We start from the raw sequence: 4,227 nt of genomic DNA, 5'->3' as shown, positions 1-4,227 counted from the left end.
GAACTTGGAAGCCCCCCTCATACTGGTACTCCAGTTGAGGGCGGGTAGTTCACTAATTTAACCATAAAAACCTCCTCTGGTACTGCCCAAGGCGACTCAATCCCATAACGAACAGATGGCTCAAACCCAAAACGAGAGTAAAATCGAGTATGTCCCAGTACGATAACCAGGGATTCTCCCATAGTCTCTGCTGCGGCTAAACCAGCTTGTACCAAAGCGCTACCAATACCTTGATTTTGAAATTGTGGTGTCACTGCTATGGGGGCTAAACCCAGTACTTGCCAGTTTTCGGCTCCTACCAAATCAATATAGCTGAATAAAATATGACCGACTACCGTACCATCTAATTCTGCCACAAGTGAGAGTTCTGGAATATAGCGATCGCTCTGACGAATGCTATCTACCAGATTCCCCTCATTATCTTGCCCAAATGCTAACTGATATATTTCCGCTACAATCGCATAATCTAATGGGGTTTCTCTACGAATCTTTATCATTTGTTTGTCAGGATGCCTTATCTACTCCTGTACATTTACTCCAATTGTTAGTTATTTTCCGATGAATAACCGATCGCTAATATCGCGTCTTTCAGAATCGGTTCCAGATAGTTTTATCTTTGGTATGCTTCACCCTGCCTTGACGCGATTTATACAGCCAGACTTGCTCTAATAACCAATAACCAATAACCAACAACCAACAACCAATAACCAACAACCAACAACAAAACCTAGTAGGTTTCAACGTGCCAGCGATGAGCTTTCTTCATTTGGCGCTGATAATCACTCCATTTTATATCTTGCTTTTGGGATTGAGCAGATAGAGCCTCATCAATGCCATCTTCCATACCCTTTAAACCGCAAATGTAGGTGTGGGTATTGTCTTTTTGAATTAGATTCCAAAGTTCCTCAGCATGTTCAGCAACACGGTGTTGAATGTACATGCGACCACCTTCAGAGTTCTGTTGTTCGCGGCTGATAGCATAAGTAAGACGGAAATGATCGCCGAACTCTTCTTGTAACTTCTCTAAGTCTTCTTTGTAGAGAATGTTAGCAGTTTTAGGAATACCGAAGATTAGCCAAGCAAAACCTTTAAACTTGTAACCTTCATGTTGCTCCTTGAACATCCGCCATAAGTAAGCGCGGAATGGAGCAATTCCAGTACCCGTTGCCATCATAATGACAGTGGCATTTTCATCATCGGGTAATAACATCTCTTTACCCACTGGTCCGGTGATTTTTACATCGGCACCAACTTCCATTTTGCACAGGTGAGTTGAGCAAACACCGTAGACAGTTTCACCTGTTTCTGGATGCTTGTATTCCAGTTGGCGAACACAAAGTGATACGGTTGTGTTATCTTCTTTGTCACCGTGACGGGTAGAGGCAATTGAGTAGAGTCTAAGTTTTTGTGGCTTACCCTTAGCATCAACTCCAGGTGGAACAATACCAATACTTTGACCTTCCACGTACCGCATATTCCCACCAGAAAGATCGAAGGTAACATGACGGACAGTACCAATACCACCCTCAGCAACTAACTCATAATTCTCAATGCACTTACCGATAAAGGGTTTATTGGGTTTGTACAGGTTAACGGGAATCTCCGCTGTATCTTTGGGGTGTGTCATAGGCTGAGGTTTTGTTTCTGACGTGGTAGCTGTTACTTCAGCTATGGCTGTCGCTTTCCCAGTCACCCCAGTAGTTGTACCCGTAAAGGGTTGGATACTGACAATTGTTCCACCCAGGCGAGTAATCCGCCGCATTTCTTGATTCATCCGGTTGTAGGGCACTGTAATAAAGACACTGCCACTACTACGGATGGGGTAGTTTCCCTTATCAGTTTCTACGTTTTGACGCAAACCAACCACCTCGTATACGAACAGGCGATTGCTGAATTCCGTCGTGCTGAAGGAACTAGCAGCCGTGTTAGGACTTTGCATTGCTTTAAATTTCTCCGATCTTTACAATATGTTACTAAAACTTGACCTTGGTACCACAATCGAGTCCTCTATTGGCTGGAACAGAAGGTCGATCGAGTCGCAAAAAGTCTTTTTAGCCTAACTATTGTAAAGCCAAGCACAGTCCCCGATAAAGGTTCTTGAGGGAATGGGAAAGACAACACAAGCTTTCCTGAGCGTACTTAGTCCTTGAGAGGAAAACTGTCACGGGTGAATCAATTTCATTTTTTCTTTACCCGATAGCCCAAGTCGCTCTAGCATAGTTACTAGCGGTAGGGGGAGGAAGATCGTATTAAGACTTGTATCGGTAATCTCATTTTGGTACAATCCTCTCTCAGCAGCTAGGACAAAATACTTAATGTCTGGTGAGAGTCTGACCGAGGGGAAAGTACTCTATCCGATTGACCCTAAGCTTAGGATTTGCTTTGCTGGACTTTCTTTATGAAACTATGATTGGCGTTAGAGGAAAAATATGACAATTCAGCTAGATCGTGTAGTGTTAATTGCCGTTGCTGGAGACTCTGGATGCGGTAAGTCAACCTTTTTACAACGTTTGACAGATTTATTTGGCGAAGAGTTCATGACAGTTATCTGTTTGGATGACTATCACAGTCTCGATCGCAAACAGCGTAAAGTGAAAGGGGTTACCGCGCTTAATCCCAAGGCAAATAACTTTGACCTGATGTACGAGCAAATCAAAATGCTCAAAGAAGGCAAAGCGATTGACAAGCCAATTTATAATCATGAGACGGGCGAACTTGACCCACCAGAGAGAGTTGAGCCAAATAAGGTCGTGGTAATTGAGGGACTCCATCCCCTGTATGATGAACGGATGCGATCGCTGATTGACTTCGGAGTTTATCTCGACATCAGTGATGAAGTCAAAGTGAACTGGAAAATCCAGCGAGACATGGCAGAAAGAGGACATACCTATGATGATGTCATCGCTGCGATTAATGCCAGACGACCAGATTTTACCGCCTATATCGAACCTCAGAAGGAATTCGCTGATGTAGTGATTCAAATCCTACCCACTGAGCTAATTAAGGATGATAAGGAAAGCAAAATCCTGCGGGTACGGTTGGTTCAGAAGGAAGGCGTGGAAGGCTTTGAACCAGTTTATCTGTTTGATGAAGGTTCTACCATCGACTGGAGACCATGTGGCCGTAAGCTAACCTGTGCTTACCCTGGTATTAAAATGTACTATGGTCCAGACAGCTACATGGGTAATGAGGTGTCTGTCTTAGAAGTAGATGGTCAATTTGACAATCTAGAAGAAATGATTTACATCGAAAGTCATCTGAGCAATACCTCCACCAAGTACTACGGCGAAATGACCGAGTTGTTGCTCAAGCATCGCGATTATCCCGGTTCCAACAACGGTTCCGGCTTATTCCAGGTTCTCGTTGGCCTGAAAATGCGTGCAACTTACGAACGCTTAACGGCAACGAAAGTCCCTGTGGCGGCAAAAGTCTAGTCGTTAAGACTGTCAGCTCAAATAAAAAGAAAACGCGAGATGCCAGTAGTGGCTCTCGCGTTTAATTTGGTTATTAGTTATTGGTTATTGGTCATCTGTCTATTATAGCACCATTTGGTGGAAATTATTGGTTAGTGATGAAAGGACTGACATACTGACATGGATTGAGGTGACGTATCGCAGTCTGTGCAGTTTTGTCACCTCCAGAAGGCAAGAGTGCTTTTACCTCTATTATTGAAATAATTCACGATGTCAGAGGTGTTTATGAGTTCCCGGAAACGCATCCAAAGACAAAATCCTTAGCAGCCAAATCCGGCTCCGGATATCCTCCAAACCCGTCCGTTTAGTAATGGGAAGAGAGCAAGAGAATCTAAATTACCTACAACCAACGATATATTACAGACACGTCCGTTTTCGCCGAGGGATCAGGATGTATCGACACCACAGGATACTCGTTCCTTTTCAGAAAAAATGGCAGGGGCAGAATTTCGTTACAATGGGGTGAGTATTCCAGCATTTGCACCTGACGAGCCTCGAAAAGCTACTCCACAAAGCCCAAGCTACTCAAATTTGGATTGATTCTGAGGGTTGGGTTCATTGTCAATGGGCTGGAATGATAGATTGCTTGGCTTTTCTCCACGAGCGCTGCTACCATCAGTTGCTTGTAATTCGGTTTTCGCAGTCCCAATTCTTACTCCTTCTGCCACCACAATTGGATCTTCCACCCTCAGAAAACCATTTAGCTTTCTTCGCCGGAAGCCTCACGCCATATTTGTACTCAAATTGGCGTGAG

The 4,227-nt window shown here is 44.0% G+C and carries 4 protein-coding genes; 1 reads left to right on the top strand and 3 read right to left on the bottom strand.

The window, feature by feature from the left end; all coding sequences use genetic code 11:
* Positions 1-17 precede the first annotated feature (17 nt).
* Together NJ959_RS26345 and cpcD/petH are read right to left on the bottom strand one after the other, a co-directional pair.
* On the bottom strand, positions 18-497 hold the full coding sequence (locus NJ959_RS26345; RefSeq protein WP_254014727.1) for a GNAT family N-acetyltransferase: 480 nt from the start codon (positions 495-497) through the stop codon (positions 18-20).
* A 230-nt stretch (positions 498-727) separates the two neighbouring features.
* Entirely contained in the window at positions 728-1,939 is a 1,212-nt protein-coding gene (gene cpcD/petH, locus NJ959_RS26340) for a bifunctional rod-capping linker CpcD/ferredoxin--NADP reductase PetH (protein ID WP_254014726.1), read from the bottom strand.
* A 490-nt stretch (positions 1,940-2,429) separates the two neighbouring features.
* On the opposite strand from cpcD/petH, the gene NJ959_RS26335 reads away from it, so the two are divergent.
* Positions 2,430-3,434: a phosphoribulokinase gene (locus NJ959_RS26335; RefSeq protein ID WP_254014725.1), complete on the top strand. Its 1,005-nt coding sequence runs from the start codon at positions 2,430-2,432 to the stop codon at positions 3,432-3,434.
* Between the two features lie 560 nt (positions 3,435-3,994).
* Here the strand turns inward: NJ959_RS26335 and NJ959_RS26330 are convergent.
* Complete coding sequence (locus NJ959_RS26330) at positions 3,995-4,159, bottom strand: hypothetical protein (protein ID WP_254014724.1); 165 nt, start codon at positions 4,157-4,159, stop codon at positions 3,995-3,997.
* Between the last annotated feature and the right edge of the window lie 68 nt (positions 4,160-4,227).

Source organism: Limnofasciculus baicalensis BBK-W-15 (assembly GCF_024178385.1).
Taxonomy (GTDB): domain Bacteria; phylum Cyanobacteriota; class Cyanobacteriia; order Cyanobacteriales; family Coleofasciculaceae; genus Limnofasciculus; species Limnofasciculus baicalensis.
This window is presented reverse-complemented; position numbering and strand designations above follow the sequence as displayed.

What these genes read in the sequence shown, in the direction of transcription:
- cpcD/petH (WP_254014726.1), bottom strand. Translation starts at nt 1,939, where the DNA reads ATGCAAAGTCCTAACACGGCTGCTAGTTCCTTCAGCACGACGGAATTC.
- NJ959_RS26335 (WP_254014725.1), top strand. Translation starts at nt 2,430, where the DNA reads ATGACAATTCAGCTAGATCGTGTAGTGTTAATTGCCGTTGCTGGAGAC.
- NJ959_RS26345 (WP_254014727.1), bottom strand. Translation starts at nt 497, where the DNA reads ATGATAAAGATTCGTAGAGAAACCCCATTAGATTATGCGATTGTAGCG.